General features: G+C 31.5%; 6 protein-coding genes. 1 reads left to right on the top strand and 5 read right to left on the bottom strand.

What is annotated here, in order from left to right:
• Positions 1–2: 2 nt before the first annotated feature.
• Both E4N80_RS00790 and E4N80_RS00795 read right to left on the bottom strand, forming a co-directional pair.
• On the bottom strand, positions 3–5,306 hold the full coding sequence (locus tag E4N80_RS00790) for a diguanylate cyclase (protein WP_253699700.1): 5,304 nt from the start codon (positions 5,304–5,306) through the stop codon (positions 3–5).
• Positions 5,307–5,317: 11 nt separating this feature from the next.
• Complete coding sequence (locus E4N80_RS00795; protein ID WP_253699701.1) at positions 5,318–10,642, bottom strand: diguanylate cyclase; 5,325 nt, start codon at positions 10,640–10,642, stop codon at positions 5,318–5,320.
• 166 nt (positions 10,643–10,808) lie between these two features.
• On the opposite strand from E4N80_RS00795, the gene recG reads away from it, so the two are divergent.
• Positions 10,809–12,845, top strand: coding sequence for an ATP-dependent DNA helicase RecG (recG, locus tag E4N80_RS00800; RefSeq protein ID WP_253699702.1), 2,037 nt, complete (start codon positions 10,809–10,811; stop codon positions 12,843–12,845).
• Between the two features lie 185 nt (positions 12,846–13,030).
• Here the strand turns inward: recG and E4N80_RS00805 are convergent, their stop codons facing one another.
• The 3 genes from E4N80_RS00805 to E4N80_RS00815 form a co-directional block, all read right to left on the bottom strand.
• Positions 13,031–14,581, bottom strand: a complete 1,551-nt coding sequence (locus E4N80_RS00805) for an ABC transporter transmembrane domain-containing protein (protein ID WP_253699703.1) — start codon at positions 14,579–14,581, stop codon at positions 13,031–13,033.
• 282 nt (positions 14,582–14,863) lie between these two features.
• Positions 14,864–15,598 carry an RluA family pseudouridine synthase gene (locus E4N80_RS00810; protein WP_253699704.1) on the bottom strand — a complete coding sequence of 245 codons (735 nt, stop codon included), beginning with the start codon at positions 15,596–15,598 and terminating at the stop codon, positions 14,864–14,866.
• A gap of 39 nt (positions 15,599–15,637) precedes the next feature.
• Positions 15,638–16,252 carry a HutD family protein gene (locus tag E4N80_RS00815; RefSeq protein ID WP_253699705.1) on the bottom strand — a complete coding sequence of 205 codons (615 nt, stop codon included), beginning with the start codon at positions 16,250–16,252 and terminating at the stop codon, positions 15,638–15,640.
• Between the last annotated feature and the right edge of the window lie 2 nt (positions 16,253–16,254).

Consider the following 16,254-nt stretch of genomic DNA (forward strand, 5'->3'; position numbering starts at 1 on the left):
TTTTAAAAAAATGGAGCGATTAGATCTGCGAGTAAGTTTACCAAGTTAAGATCTTCAATTCCAAATTCTTTTTTTCTGATTTCCACTACAAGATAAATTACGGCTTTTATCTTTCCTTTTAGGATAATAGGGAGAAGAATGACAGAATTCCAGTTGGGAATTCCTGTTATGTTGCTTTTTCCCGAAATATTTTCCCAGTCGATTTTGCACAGTTCTTTTTTTTCTGATATGACTTCAGCTATGAGATTTTTATTTACGGGAAATTCCGGTTTTGGAGTAGTCTTATATTTAAATACATTTTTGGATGTTTTTTCCTTAGTAGGGTAGACAAAAATTCCTGAGTCCGCACCGGCAGCATCGATTATCTTTTCAAGGCAAATTTCAAGTTTTTTTGTTTTTGGTATAGAACGCCGTATTAGAGAAGCGGTATCTATAAAACTTAGAATGTTTTTTGTGTCGTTTAGAGTGTTCCCGGTTAATATTCCGGCCAGCTTGTCGGCCTTTTTTTTACCGGGTGCAAGGCCTTCTTTCCATAAAACAGTTTGGTTTCTGCCCCTATTTTTTGCAGCATATAGGGCTTGGTCTACTTTTAACAATAGGTCTTTTTCCGTACTGCCGTGTTTTGGGAAGAGAGCTATACCTATACTGATGGTTATCCCAATAGCCGGATTATCAAAATGCAAAGCTTCTACCTGTTTTCTGATTTTTTCTGTGATTATCAATGCTTGTTCTTTTTCGGTATTGGGAAGTAGGACAATAAATTCCTCTCCGCCTACTCGTCCTAATATCTGTCCCTTTTTTAATATGTTCAATACGGTATTCGCTACAGCTCTTAAGACCGTATCGCCTGTTTGGTGTCCGAAAGTATCATTTATTTTTTTAAATTTATCCAGATCATACATTAGTAAAGCAAAACTGCTATTCTTTATTTTGGAAGCCGTTAAAAGATCGCTTAATGCATCTTCAGTATATTTTTTGGTTAATGCAGATGTTAGTTTATCTGTAGCAGCTTCTTGTTGAACTTTATAACTTTCTATCAAAAATGCAAATATATTCTCGATACTAAGGCAAAAACTGATTCCAAAATTACCGAAGTTATTTATTTCTTTATTTGATACAAAAACCAAATAACCTGTTACGGTATTTCCAGTTTGCTTATTACAATGATAATTTATTGGAATAACAAGATGTGATGAAATTTCGTCATCGGTTTTGATATTTGTAATTTTGTATGTAGATGATTCTATCAATTGTGCAATTTTTTCTATGGTTTTATTTTTACCGAAATTAAATAAAGATTTTATTTTACCGTCATTTGTAGTTATAAATATATCAGCTGAATTTGCAAGAAGATTTAAAGTTGTAAAATTTAAAAGAATTTTTATGTTTTGTAGAAAATCATCTGTAAATTTTTCTATTATATTATCAATCGATTTATTTTTAAATATACTGGATTGTTTTGTTTGTGCTATAATATTTAAGATAAATGCCGGATTGTTTTTTAGTTTTTCAATGTTATTTTTTGATAAAAGCCGTTTTGTTTGTTCATATGATAATGCCTCAATAAATTTTTTATAATCGGGCTTCATGTTTTTATTGATATAGTCACAGATGATTAATGGAGGTAATCCATAGTGGTGGGCATTAAAATAACTTTTTCTGAATTTTAGAGGTATCTTCTTTATAAAAATATCTATTAGTTTTTGAGCTTCGGCAAAGTTAATCATTGCCATGTTAATATTATTATTAATATAGATTAATCCGAGTTTTATGTTTATATCTATACTTAGATCCAAGATATATTTATTTTCAATTAAAGATGCTGCTTCTATAAGTTTTTTTTCCGCATTTTCAGGATCCATATATGCTTCTAAAAATAATAGAGGTGCTTTTATTAATGGATAATCACTGTGACACTTTATCCCGAGTACCATGTTGATTATTTTTCTAAAATCAATGTCATATCGGAAGATGATGGTTTTTCTTAAATAATAAATCAGCTCATAAAACACGAGATATATATTATTCAATAATTCCGGATTGGAAATTATTTTGTTGAGGTCATCTTCCAGTTGTTTTGTTGAATTTATTTTACCTTGTGCAATTTTATTCAGGTTAATACATAATGATGAGAAAACGGATTCAACGCTTTTGTTTTCATCTTTACTGTCTGTATTTTTATCTTGAATTTTATTTGCAGTTTCGAAACTTCCCATTGCATAATAAAACATAGCTTTTGTTTGATTAAAAATATTTATTTCGTAAGAATCTTTTAATATATTTTTATTTTTTAGTGTTTTTTCTATTTGGATTTCAATTTCTGATGTTTTATCATACATGCACATGGACAAGAAGATATGATGCATAAAGCTATAAGCAAAAAATATTTTATCGTTATAAGAATTTTGTATTATTTTTTTTATTGCCTGATTACAAATCCCATAGGCTGTTTCATAATCATAAAAATGTGAATAGGTAATACCTAGATTAAGTAGAGCTATTGTTTGTGAAAGTGAATTCCCTGATATACTATTATTTTTTAAAATTTTTGTATAATATGTTATTGCTGCATCAAAGTTCCTATATCTTTGTTCTTGGATGATAGCTAAGTTATTAAAGAGTATGTCTTCAATATTGATATCGCCTATTTCTTTTGCAGTTTTAAGAGTTTCCAAATAAGCTTTTTCTGCCTCTTTATATTGGCCCAAATAAAACTGATTATTTGCCAGATCCAATAGTGCTTTTGTTTTTATTAATTTAAATTCTTTTAAATTACCGCATTTTAATATAGTTTTTTTTGCTTCATCTATGGCTTCGGCATGTTTTTTTTTGTACTGTAAAAATACTATCCGTGCCTTATCAAAAAATAATTGTATATAAGTATTATTTGCTTCAGCGGTAGACTTTTCAGCTAGGGCTAACGATTTGGCAATTTTTTCGGAACTAGATCTGAATTGAATTTCTTGAATCGTTTTTATTATGTGGACTTTGGCTACAAATATTTTATTCGCATTCGATTTTGTTATTAATTTTTCGGCCGATTTTATTTTTCTTTTACATTCTATTAAATTATCATTTTCCAGATATGATTCTGCAAGGATAAGGAGTATATTCAGTTTTTTATTGTTGTCATCGTTTGGGATAAATGTATATATTTTTTCAAAAATATCTATATAGGCTATGTGAGTACATTCTTTCTTTATTTTATCTTTATATTGTATACAATAATTTACCGCCTCTTCAAATAGTTTTGCATTTTCTGCATGCCATAGAAATTCATAAATATCGATTTTTTTTAGTCCCTTCATTTTTTGTATTATTTTTTTATGTATTTCCATTCGGTATTGATAATCGAGTTCATCATATAAAGTTTTTTGTAAAATTTTATTGACAATTCCATATTCATCTGTATATGGTTTTGTGGCTTTTTTTATGATGTTTTGATCTAAAAATTTCGGTATGTATTTTTTAACGGATGTGTCTGTTATATTTAAAATTTCCGGTAAAATTTGTATTTTAAAACTGAATTTGAAGATACATAAGTCTTTTAAAAAAAGTAATTCATGTTTATTAAGGTCCTTTATTTGTCTTTTTACGGCTTGCTGTATGTTTACAGATATAGGTATAGGGATGGAAGGGCTAGATAAATTTACAGAGAGCTTACATAGTTCGGTTCGCGTATCCTTTTTTAATTCACCGGATATCGTAAGCTCTTTTAAAGCTTCATTAGTAAATAGGGGATTACCTGATGTATTTAAATATATTTTTTTTAATAATATTTCAGGTACGTTTTTTATATTTATCGTGTTTCGTATTAAACTTTCAGTTTCTGCTTCAGATAGGTTTTGAAGATTTATTTTTTTTATAGATGCTTGATTCGATAATGTTTTAATAAGTTTTTTTGCGTGATGATTATTATTAACTAAACTTTCATTTAGAGATTGTATCAGTACTATGTTTCTTTTATCTGAATTTTCTATTGTTATGTATAATATTGTTTTTGTTATAAATTCGCTTATCAAGTGTATATCATCAATAATAAAAACTATCGGTTGCGATGATGCATTTTCTATTATTAATTTTGTTATTAGGTTTATAAGTTTGTATTTAAGTACGCTTATTTTTGTTATATCTTCGTTGGCCTCTATTTCAGATTTTAAAGCATCAAGAATTGAATTTAATTCTTTTTCATAATTTTTTTGAATCAATGCATTCTTTAAAAATAAGCTTTTCATGAGATGAAGAATAAATTTGATATCATCCATATCACCAAGACTTGGAATATAATAAACATCGTTTTTTTCAAGCAATAGTAAAAAATATAACTCATATAAGAAAAATGTTTTACCTACACCGAATGCGCCTGTTATCAATATATTTCTGTTTTCGAGTTTAGACGGCTTTATTTGTTTAAATATGGAAAATATTTCTTTTCTTTCCTTTTCACGATCGATAGAAAACTGATAATTTTTTTCAATACTTATCGGAGTCGAAACGCTATAATTTGTATTGATCTTGGAATTAATGTCCGATATTATTTCATAAAATGGATAAGTTTCTTTTTTTACTTTTCGTGCATTAATTTCGTTATATATATTAAGAAAACATGAATAAAGCTGTTTTTCATTTTTATTGTCTAATTGATGTTTTTTTATCTGTTGCAGTTCCTGAAAATATCTTTCATGATTCTTTATTATATTCTTTTTTAAAAGCAAAGATAGAATAATTGTTTTTAAAATATCATAATTATAGGTAAATGTACGAATTTCCGAATCCGTTAATAAACTTATTTGATGTGAATATTGATTTTTTTCTGTAACAATATCTTTTGCCTTTAAAAAAACTCGGCCGTTGTTTCTTACCACATAAATATTACTTAGATCAAAATTATTATATACTATTCCGTATGTTATTAAATAGTTTAACTCCTTCAATATTGCAACAAAAAGTTCAAAAATTTCTTCTGTTTTAGCATCAAGTAAGAAGTCCATCATAGGTTCTTTTTTTTCTATATATTCAATTGTATATAAGTATATGTCTCCATTTACCATTTTATCATCTATGCTTATTAAACGTGTAAAATCATAATTTTTTATATGAGCTGTTTCTTTTAACTGCTTTATCAGGATAAATTTTTCTTTGATAAATTGCATAAAATCTTCATCCATATTTGAAGCATATATTAGTCTTAGCTCAAACACTCCGCCTTTATCGGAAGTTAAATCTTTAACAATAAAACCGGCGTTGTTTTTTAATTCTAACGGGAGTTCTTTAATAATTCTATATCTGTTATTTAATATTTTCATTTAATTCTCCCCTATATATTTGCAGATATCATATCCGCTAAAAATTTTAAAAAATTGAATTTGCTTAAGTTAAATTTAGCATGTTTTTCGGGAGCCGCCAGGTAAATTACTCCTATGATTTTTTCGTTTTTTATCATGGGAACAACCATCACTGAATTCCATTCCGGCATACTGGTTATGCTGTTCCTTTTTACGATTGAGTCCCAATCCACTTGGAAAATATCCAACCCGTCTTCAGCGACTGTATGAACCAGTGATTCATTAATCGGATAAGATTCAAATCCTATTTTGGTATTAATCTTAAAGATAGATTTATCCGATTTCTTGTTTACAGATCTAAGAATAATTGCTCCGCTCTCAGCTTCAAAGAATTTAACTATTTTTGCCAGAAGCGCTTTTGTCAACTCTTGTTTAGGTATATTCAGCTTTAATATATCACATAGTTCTATTGTAGTGGTTACATTTTCACTAAAAGAAGCTTCATCTGCTATAACAACACCTGTTTGATTTATTTTATTTCCTTTCTTATTAATTATAGATGGATTCCATATGGTAGTTTTGTTCCTGCCGGTATTCTTGGAATGATATAAGGCTTGATCTGCACTTGTAAGCAGTTCTGAGGCCGATTTTCCATGCTCAGGAAACGCCCCAATCCCAAGGCTTATTGTAATGGTTTTCTCAAACTCGGTAAAAATTAATTTTTCTATTTTTTTTCTAAAATGTTCGGCTATTTTAAAGGCTTTTTGTGAGTCGGTATCGGGTAAGATTACGGTAAATTCTTCACCGCCGTATCTCCCCAATATCTGTCCTCGATTTAAGGAATCCAAAATTGTTTGCGATACTCTTTTGAGGACTATATCGCCTACAAGATGTCCATAGGTGTCATTTATATTTTTAAATTTATCCAAGTCATATAAAATAAGAGAAAATTTTGAATTAGAGTTATATGCATTTTTGATAATATTTTTTAAAAAAATATCAAAGGCTTTTCTTGTATAAGCACCGGTTAGTACATCATAAGCAGAGGATTGTTGAAAGTTTTTGTTTTCAACAATCATTGTAAAAAGGTTAGAATGTTTTTTACAAAAAATTCTTCCCTCATGAGAAAAGTTATTTATGACTTTTTCGGATATAAAGATCATAAGACCTAAAACTTTATAATCATTAGCACTAAAATTTTGTTTAGTGACAGGGATTACCATACACGGTTTATGTAAAACTTTTTCTATTGTAGTTATATTTTGGTGTCCGAATTTTATTATAGCATCAAATATCTTCTGAAAATCACCGCTGTCATCTTTATGGTGTAAAACAAAATGCGGTTCATCAGATTTACTTATATCTAAAAACTCGTAAGATGAGGCAATTACATTTAAAGCTAAAAATTTCATTACGCAAGCTATATTTTGCTCATAATTGTCAGTAAAATTATTAACAAGTTCAACTGATGTTGTATGTTCATAACCTTCATTTTTGAGATAGGTCTCTATCAATTCCTTTTTAAATTTTTTATCTTTTTTTATTATATTTATATGTTCCAGCTTTAATATTTCCTTTAGCTCGGATGTTTCTATATTTCTGTTATATTTTTTTTCTTTTACTATTGTTTTTCCTTTTATAAAATCGGAAACTATATCGAAAGAGCGGCTTAAGTTCCAATTATTAAATAGTTTTGTTTTATATTTTTCGGGTGTGTTTTTAATTATATCTGCTATTTTATTCTGAGTTTCTAAATAATGTACGATAGCTAAACTTTGCATTCCGGCTGCATAATAATAATCGGCTAATGCCTTATTAATAAATAAAGTTATATTTATAAGATTTTTATGGTTTATAATATGGAGGTTTTTTTGTAAAACCTGTTCAAATTCGGTTTTGTTTAAATAAGTTTTTAAATAACTCATACCCGAAATTTGAAAATCATATAATCTCGGCATATCGAATTTGATTATCTGTATTATTAAAGGTATAAAATCAATATCCGGACGTTTTATAATCATTGTAATAACGATATCAAATAAATTTTTAGTCAATTTTCTTTTACTTGATTCTCTATTTTGTTTGGGACGTATATATGAATTAAAAATTTTTATTAAATTATTAATATCGCTTTTATCTTTTTTAATGATTTTTAAGGCTTCAAGCGTAAAATATACCATAAATACTCTTCCGCTAGGTTGGTATTTTTTTATTTTTATGCTTTTTTTTAAATATACTATTGCTTTACTATTACAACCGAACTCCTGATGCATTCTTGCAATTAAGGTATAAAATATAAAGTTAGTCTCATACACAGATTTTATTTTGTTTTCTCGAGCTATTTTTATATACATTCTTTGATATTCACAAAAATCTTTATATCTATTTAGATTTTGTGCAATTTCCATAAGTGTTATTATACATGGAAGTTTTAATATTGACATATTGTAAGTAAATATTTTACCTTCCGCATTTTTTGCATATTCATAAGCTTCATAATTATTTTGAATTTCAGCAAGGATTTTTGCATAGTTAATTGTTGCAATAGCTTCAGTCGATAAAAAACCGTGTTTTTTTGCCAAATTTATAACATTTTTTATGTATGACATGTTTTTTTCAATATTCGGATGTATCTCCCAATATATTAAAGATATATTGTACATTGCAAGAATCCCTGTTTTAATGTTGCCGGATAAAAATGCAAGTTCTTTTGATTTTTGAAAGTATTTTATGGCCATCCTTCTATCCGATTTTCTTTGATAAATATAGCCTAAGAATATATAAGATTCAGCTTTATAAGCCGTATATTTGGGATTGTTTTTTGTTACCTCCAGTATTTTATGTGTGGATTCTTTAAAGTCACTATTTTGTTGTGTTATGTGATAATACAAGCATTTTGCGTGTTGTAACCTGAGATTTATGATATCTTTGGGGGATTTTTCATAAATGGCTGTCAATTTTTTTATATATACAAGAATTTCACTATCATTTAAATAAGGATATTCATATCTTACCATTAGATTGTAATAATACGATAAGAGATCCGTATTCTTTACTTTTGGCAAATTCTCGTCAAGGCTTAATTTTATTTCAGCTTCTTTATCTTTTAATCCCATCTGATTATAAAGTTCAAATATTTTTAAAAGTATCTTAAATCTATTTATAACATTTTGGCTGATTATGGCAGATGGAATTTTTTCATATATCTTTACTACAGCATCTATATTTTTGGTTTTCATTTTTTGTTTTATTACATCAAGGTAACAATCCAAAACTGCTTTGTTATTGCCGGATTCTTCCAAGTGCCAAATGAGTTCATTTATATCAGCGCCTGATTCTTTTTTTAAAATGTCGGCTATTTTTTTATGCTGCAGCATTTTATGTTCAGGATCTATAAGTCCATATAAAATATTGCGCATGATTTTATTTGTAATTGTGTAGCTTCGTATGTCTCCTGATTGAATAATGGTAATCAAGCCTTTGTTTATAAGATTTTTTATAGTTTCATCTATTTGTTTTGGCGGCAGGGGTGAAAGTTTGTACAGATAGTTTATTTTGAATACATTTTGAAATAAGGATGTTTCAAAGTATAGTTTTTTTTCGGTCGATGAAAGAGCATTTAATTGATTTGTTAATGTTTCTTCAATTGATTTCGGAATTCTTTTTTGAAATTCATCAGTATATAGTTTTTTAGAAATAAGCCAAGCGCCTGTAAGTATATTCTTATATATCGTTCCCGAATTTACGAATTCCTTTATCATTTCCATTATAAAGGATTGGCCCCCTGCAGTATATTTATATAAAACAGGCCCTAAGTGTACCGGAGGATATTTTAAAACTAAAATATTTTTTAGCATTTCTATAGTTTCTTCTTCAGAAAAATAATTCAGCTCAAAAGTTTGACATTTTTTATTACTATTTGATATGCTTAAAAAGTTCTTAAATTTACGTGAAACAGGAACAACCGCTTCGTTATAGGATAAAATTACACCAAGACGTTCGGTTTCTGTAACTTCAGTCACTAAATATAGAATCATATCAAGCGTAAAATCATCTGCAAATTCCAAATCATCTAAGATAATAAAGACTGGAAGCGGACCAATAGTTTTAAAAAATAAATTTTTAGCCTCATTGAAAATTTTAAATTTCATACTCTCATATTCTTTTTTTCCATTATCAATGGGCTGCTGATCTTTGATTTGCTTTATGTTTCTTATAAGCTTTTCTCTTTCTGTTATATCCTGAAGGGAATAGAAATTTAAAAAAATCTTTTCTAAAAAATCTTCCAAAAAATGATCAGGGCTTGAATTTTTAAAATTATAATTAGAGTATATATTTGCTCCTTCTAAGGCTAACCTGTATTCGGCTTCTTTTAAAAACCTTGTTTTACCTGTCCCCTGATTACCCTTGATAAGAAAGAGTGTTTTTTGCGCTTTTCCTGAACTTATTTCTTTTATTGATTGAGATATCATGTTTATTTCATTTTTCTTTCCTACTAATTTAGGCTTGAAGGTTATGCTGTTAAGAGGAGGAATAACATCTACAGGGTAGTTCCGGCCGAGTTTCTTATTTATATCTTGAATGATGGTGTGTATTTTAATTTTCTCATTTTTATTTTTATACCGAATTTGTTTTTTTGCTATTTCATACAAAGTATTAAAAATATCTGTGTCATTTTTATTTAAATTTTTATAATCGGATTTTAATTTTGTAATAGCCGATGATAAACTCGTATAAATTTCTTGTCCCGTAAGAAGTGTAATTATAAAAAAAATAATCGTCTCTACATTTTCGCTGGTTCCCGTATAGTCTTCAGCTTCTTTAAAACGTATCGAGGCATTGTTCTCAAGTTTTGCCGATACAATATCTTTTATTCTTACTTGAAATCCATCTTTTTTTTTGACTATCATTACATTATCATGTGTAAATATATCGTATTCAAATCCTCTGTTACTAACATGAACAAGGCTTTGGCAAACGGATACTACTATTTTAAGGATATCCTCCATTGAGCATTGTTTTACGAATTCTAAAACAGGTATTGCATTTTCAATATATTCTGTAGTAAAAATATATAAAATTTCGTCAGGACTTGAAGGCGGTAAAGAAGGGTAAGCCAGAAACAAACTCGAAAAGCCGTAATTTTTAAGATAAAAATAGTTGTCGATACTGCTTATGGTGATAAAGTTATCTTTAAAAAAAGCAAATTCTTCTTTTGATAGGTCTAAAGAAGAGACAACCTTTAGGTTAATCTTAGTATTCTTTGACCACGAATCTACAGCCAAAAATTCCTGTACATGAGATATAGCATTGTTTATTTTACCTATAACTTTATACCTGCTATTTATAATTTCCATAGAAAATACCTAATATGATACTTGGAACTAAATTAAGGCCACACTATCGCAAGATACTACCACATTTTATCAAAAAAGTCTAGCCTTTTTAGTCTTTGTATTTTTGAAAACTATACGGTATTTGGAACCCCTTTGTCAAATCTAAAAACTTGTGCTACAATGAACTATGCTGATTTCCGAAATACAGGGTCCTCTTACAAATATTGCCGGAGTAGGTGCTGCCGCAGTCTCACAGCTAAAAAGGCTTGGTGTAGAAAATGCCGGAGACCTTTTAAGGCTTTTCCCGCGGGATTGGGAAGACCGCTCAAAAATAAACGTTTTTTTGGATTGGAACAGGGTGCAAAAAATACACGTAGAAATTACAGTTGCAGGCCATGAATGGTTCGGCTTCGGAAAAATGAGAACCTTAAAACTGATAGTTGCCGACAAAAACGGAATGACTGCCTCCCTTATATGTTTTAACCGCCCATTTTTAGAAAAAAGCTTCCCTGTCGGATCTCGTGCCTTTGTATATGGCTCTTTTTACCGCAAATACGGGGAAATTCAGTCCTCCGCATTCGATCTTGAAAAACCCGAAAACATGCAGGCTAAGATACTGCCCGTTTATCCCCTGACTTCAGGGCTTGGACAGGCAAAACTGCGGAAAATAATTGCTTCCGCCCTAAAAATGTATGCCCATGGCATAGATTCCGAGCTTCCCGATTCTATTTTAAAAAAATACGGCCTTCCGCCTAAGCAGGAAGTGCTTTTTATGCTCCATACTCCAAAATCTATGGCAGAGGTAGAAAAAGGCCGCTATGCCCTCATCTTTGAAGAGTTCTTTTTGTTTCAATATGCCATAGGAATGAGGTCTATTGAAAGGCGAGGAAGGCTTCCCAATCTTGAAGATGAAAGAAATATAGATAAAACCGTCAAAAAAGAACCTGTTTTAAGGCCTCTTCAAAGTTCTCTTTTGGCAAGGCTCAACTTTAAGCTTACCCAAGACCAGCTTTCGGTTTGTGCCGAAATAAACGAAGACTTGGACGGCCCTAATCCCATGGCCCGCCTTATGCAGGGAGATGTCGGCTCAGGGAAAACCCTTGTTGCCTTTTTAGCCTGCTTAAAGGTAATAGAACAGGGAGGGCAAACGGCATTTTTAGCTCCTACAGAGCTTTTAGCCCGTCAACATGCCGAAAATGCAGCCCGTCTCTTGGAGCCCCTCGGTATCCGCCTTGCCTTTTTAACCGGAAATACCAAGGCCAAAGGAAGGAGCAGGCTTTTACAGGAATTGCAAAAGGGAAATATCGATTTGATAATCGGCACCCATTCTCTTTTTTCTCAAGGGGTGCAGTATAAAAATTTAAGGCTTGCCGTAATCGATGAGCAGCACCGTTTCGGTGTTCTCCAGCGTTCGGCCATAATCCAAAAGGGAGCTGAGAGCAATGAAGAAAAGAGGAGTCCCCACCTTCTTATGATGAGTGCGACCCCTATTCCCCGCACCCTCGCTCTTTCTATCTTCGGAGACTTGGATATTTCGACCATTAAAACCATGCCGCCCGGAAGAAAGCCGATTATCACCTATGTTGCAGGGGAGGATAAGGCTGAAAGGGTTTATAACTTTATCGGACAAGAGATTCTACAGGGTAGACAGGCTTATTTTGTATATCCTTTAATAGAAGAAAATGAAGACCTTTCCTTAAAATCAGCCGAAAGGATGTTTGAAGAATTAAAGACGGGCTTTCCCAATCATAGTTTGGCCCTGATTCACTCCAAGGTTGCGGAAGAAGAACAAAAAAGGATAATGGAAGAATTTAGGTCGGGGAAGCTTAATATTTTGGTTGCAACCTCTGTGGTGGAAGTCGGCGTGGATGTTCCCAATGCGACCTGTATGGTAATAGAACATGCCGATAGGTTCGGCCTTTCCGCTCTTCATCAGCTTCGCGGAAGGGTCGGGCGTGGAGACCTGCAAGCCTATTGTTTTTTAATTTACGGAAAAAAAATTACCGAGGACGGAAAGGCCCGGCTAACCGTAATGAAAGAAACAAATGACGGTTTTATAATTGCCGAAGAAGATTTAAGGCTCCGCGGTCCGGGAGATATAGGAGGGGTTGAGCAGTCGGGCTATCACCTAGGCTTTACAATTGCCGATCCTGCCAGAGATTTTAAAATCTTGCAGGAAGCCCGAACTGCCGCCTTTGCGATGCTTGAGCAGATTAAATTTTAGAGACCGTCTAGCATCCTCTTAATCTGCATTTGCGGCTTGTCCGCAATGTCAGGGTGAAGCGGGTGTTAGAGCCACTTATTGTTATAATAAATGCTCCTTTATCTTTTCCAAACATCATATTACTAAAGTAATCTAATTTCAAATCCCAATCATATAATAACTCAGGATCGCAAACTCCGTTTTTCTTAAAAAATTAACATGTGCACATTATCACTGTCAAAATTATCCATAATGTTTGCACTATGTGAAACCAACACAAAAGTTTTATTATTGTTTTTCACCAGCGACTGCATAATTTCATAAAGCCATAAGCGTGCTTCGTTACTTAAAGCAGAATCAGGTTCGTCCATTATAAAAGCATCAGCATTACTATTTAATAATTTCAAGATATGTACAATTTGTTTTTGACCGGCACTTAAATTTTCACCAAAGTTTTCAACTTTTGTTTCAGCATCAATACCGACAAGTTGCAAAATAGTACTTACATCAATATTTAGCTTTCCAGAATTTTCAGTGATGTTTTCTAACACTGTTCCATTGCGCAAGCATGTTGTATTTGTAATGTAGCATAATTTTTTCGGTGCAGCCGCAGAAAGTGTACCATTCAATTTTATTTCAGGGATATATGTATGCTCCAATCCGCAAAGACTATTCAGTAATGTCGTTTTTCCTTTTCCGTTTGCACTACGAATTATATTTATTTTGTTGTATTCAAAATTAATGCTTTCCCTTGAATCCTCCCAAATTATTTCTGCGCTTTGCGGCAAATTCTCCGGCACTGCACCGGAATGCTCTTTTGCATAAAGATTATTTATTCTGTCAATAGATGCACTTGCCATACTTAATTGATTCTTAGCATGTAAGCATGAATAAAAATATTTCAGTGCTTGCGAAATCAATGTACTGATTTGTACCACAAGACCTGCTGTAATTGCAGTATCTTTTTGTTTAAAAAAAAACAAAATAATGAATGATAATAAAATAGTTATCGTACTTACTGTTGTATACAAAAAACTTGAAATCTGGCTATGGTATGCAATCTGAATGGAGGTTTCATTCAAGACTTCATTTACTTCATTGAAGTCATCTAAAGTATTCTTTAATCTTTGATTTGCAAAGATATACTTAAAATTATTATACATGTTGATAATAAAACTTTCTTTATGCACATGCGCTTCTCGCTGTGCATTACTATCCTTTTTTAATATCTTATCAAAAATGTATGAAACAAAAAATAAAATTACAAATGCAATCAAAAGTAAAACAGTAATAAGCATGCTTTTAAAAAACAAATACACACAGTAAAAAATAATTGCTAAAATATTTATTGCGAGTACCGGGAAAAAGCCAAATAGAATCGGCATGAGCCTATTTATATCATTATTCAAAAGTTTAACTGTATCAGCCGCATTACATGAATACACATCATACCATTTCAAATTTAAAAACTGATATATCAGTCTTTGAGACAAATCAGCATAAACTTTTTTTCCTACATGCTTTGCTAAAAGCACATTCAAAAAATTCACACACACTAACAAAACTATAACTAAAATATATTTCAGAAAGCCATTGTAATTTTCCGGTATCGTTTGATTTGAAAAATAAATATCAATAACTTTTTTTAAATAATATGTTTCAAAAAAAGTTATTATAGCAATACCCCCATGAACACAAAACCACAGTATTTGAACTTTCCAAAATAGCGCACCAAGCCATTTAATTAAATCTTTCATAAATCCTCACAGTGCTCACATTCTTCAGTATACACACAATACTTTTCATGCAAGGCTCTTGACTCATCTAAAACAGTCCTAAAGTTCCCATAGCAAAACAAATTATCTTAAGAGTGTAGCATATTTATTTTTAAATATCAAGATAAAAATATTCTTTTCTCATAAAAAATTAAGTATTATAAACACAAAACAGTCCAGAGGACTTATATTTTATCACATCCTCAATGAGTTAAAATATCTAATATAAAAGTTTTGTTTTCCTGATTAAGTTTTTATGTATATTTATATTTTAGAAAGCTGGTTTATAAGGCCAGCCATATCCTTAGGGCAGCTTGCACTTATTTCGATTTTTTCCTTGCTTATAGGATGAAAAAATTTTAAGGAATGAGCATGGAGGGCAAGACGCGAGATTATAGGACACTCTTCATATTTGTCGCCTCTCCAATTCTTTTTTAAGGCCGATATGTAGACGGGCTCTCCGTTTCCGTAAAGATTATCGCATAGGATAGGAAGCCCAAGGTGTTTTAGGTGAGCCCTTATTTGATGGGTTCTGCCCGTTATGGGACGGGCTTCCAAAAGGCAAAAGCGGCTGAATTTTTTAAGAAGGCGGAATTCGGTTAAAGAATCTTTTCCTTTTTTTTCGTCTATGACGGTGCGGTGCAGCTTATCCCCGTCTATTCTAAGTTTTGCCTCAGTCTTAAAATTTTCTTCTTGAGGAATGCCGGCCGATACCGCATGATAGATTTTTTCGATTTTGCGGTTTTGAAAATCATCGTTTAAAATTTTATGGGCTTCCGCATTTAGGGCATAGATGATGAGGCCTGAAGTTTCCTTATCGAGCCTGTGGACAGGATAAATTTTTGTTTCTTCCTTATCCTTGTAAAGTTCTTCAAGCATCTTATCAAGGCGGGGTGCTTCGCTGTCCCAGCGGTCGGCTCCTACGAGGAGGCCGGCACTTTTATTTACAATGAGAATATCCTTATCTTCATATAGAATTTCGTAAAGCTTTTTTTTCATTATAATTCCAAGTTTGTGATTTTTAGCCTTGATTACCGGTTAGAAAGCTGTCGGTACCTTTCCGTAAAATAAGCTCAAGGCTCCATCGGTCGAAATTAAAACGTCTTCTTTTGTATCGCCGTTTGTATCATCGTCTGCCTCAAAAATAATCAAGTCCAATTTGTCAAGATTAAAATCTTTTTTTTCGTTGACTGTTTCGGCTCTAAGCAAGGCTTTGGTATTGTACAAAAAAATCCAGCCGATTTCTTCCTTTAAAATTGAAAACTTTAAAACCGAATTTTTGTTTAGGGCAAAATTTTTTACTTCCGTTTCTACGCCGTCTTTTACCATGAGATTAAAATCCCTTACCCTCCCCATGCTGACCGTTTTTGCTCCGCCGTCAAAGGCATAGACTTCGTATGGCTTAAGTTTGGTAAAGTTTTTTTCGTCATGGCTTATTTTTAAGTCTCCGTTTAATGGAGAAATAAACCTGAAAAACCCCGGAAGAGGGGTAAAGTCTGATCTATCCAAATCGACGGTAGCGGAGCTTAATCGGAATAAAAAATCTCTTTTTTTATAATCGGCTTCATGCGGATAAATAAAAAGCTCCGTTGTGGTGCCTCCGCTCCAGTTTGAAGTTTTAAAATCTTTTTCTCTATAATGTGTAATTTTCATAA

It is taken from the genome of Treponema denticola, from assembly GCF_024181605.1.
Taxonomy (GTDB): Bacteria; Spirochaetota; Spirochaetia; order Treponematales; family Treponemataceae; genus Treponema_B; species Treponema_B denticola_B.